The sequence below is a fragment of the Micromonospora sp. 050-3 genome, from assembly GCF_046549335.1.
GTDB classification, from domain to species: domain Bacteria; phylum Actinomycetota; class Actinomycetes; order Mycobacteriales; family Micromonosporaceae; genus Micromonospora; species Micromonospora trifolii.
Window position 1 is genome coordinate 1 of the sequence record NZ_JAJPVX010000007.1, and the last position, 969, is coordinate 969.

At 50.7% G+C, this 969-nt stretch carries 1 protein-coding gene; it reads right to left on the reverse strand.

What is annotated here, in order from left to right; translation table 11 throughout:
* Positions 1-188: 188 nt before the first annotated feature.
* Positions 189-886, reverse strand: a protein-coding gene (locus ACLJOK_RS33535) for an IS1-like element IS1A family transposase (RefSeq protein WP_223369285.1) whose coding sequence is annotated in 2 segments (ribosomal slippage) — positions 189-637 and positions 637-886 — 699 coding nt in all. Because the reading frame shifts where the segments join, the coding sequence is not laid out codon by codon here.
* Positions 887-969 lie beyond the last annotated feature (83 nt).

The following is a 969-nucleotide window of genomic DNA, read 5'->3' on the forward strand; positions in this document are numbered from 1 at the left end:
GGCATTCCATTTAAATGCTTTTCTTTTAATGCATGGAGGTTTTCCCATTCATCCTTAGAGATGTTATCTTTACTTGCTTCGAAGTCTTTTGCAGTGAGATGTATATCTTCTGGATGGATTTGTTTACGTTCTTTTGTTACTGGATCGATAATAAATGGAACCAAAACCTGACCGGTAATGACTCCAACTTATTGATAGTGTTTTATGTTCAGATAATGCCCGATGACTTTGTCATGCAGCTCCACCGATTTTGAGAACGACAGCGACTTCCGTCCCAGCCGTGCCAGGTGCTGCCTCAGATTCAGGTTATGCCGCTCAATTCGCTGCGTATATCGCTTGCTGATTACGTGCAGCTTTCCCTTCAGGCGGGATTCATACAGCGGCCAGCCATCCGTCATCCATATCACCACGTCAAAGGGTGACAGCAGGCTCATAAGACGCCCCAGCGTCGCCATAGTGCGTTCACCGAATACGTGCGCAACAACCGTCTTCCGGAGACTGTCATACGCGTAAAACAGCCAGCGCTGGCGCGATTTAGCCCCGACATAGCCCCACTGTTCGTCCATTTCCGCGCAGACGATGACGTCACTGCCCGGCTGTATGCGCGAGGTTACCGACTGCGGCCTGAGTTTTTTAAATGGCGGAAAATCGTGTTGAGGCCAACGCCCATAATGCGGGCGGTTGCCCGGCATCCAACGCCATTCATGGCCATATCAATGATTTTCTGGTGCGTACCGGGTTGAGAAGCGGTGTAAGTGAACTGCAGTTGCCATGTTTTACGGCAGTGAGAGCAGAGATAGCGCTGATGTCCGGCGGTGCTTTTGCCGTTACGCACCACCCCGTCAGTAGCTGAACAGGAGGGACAGCTGATAGAAACAGAAGCCACTGGAGCACCTCAAAAACACCATCATACACTAAATCAGTAAGTTGGCAGCATCACCCCCGCCGTTTGGTGGCACGGAAGAAGAC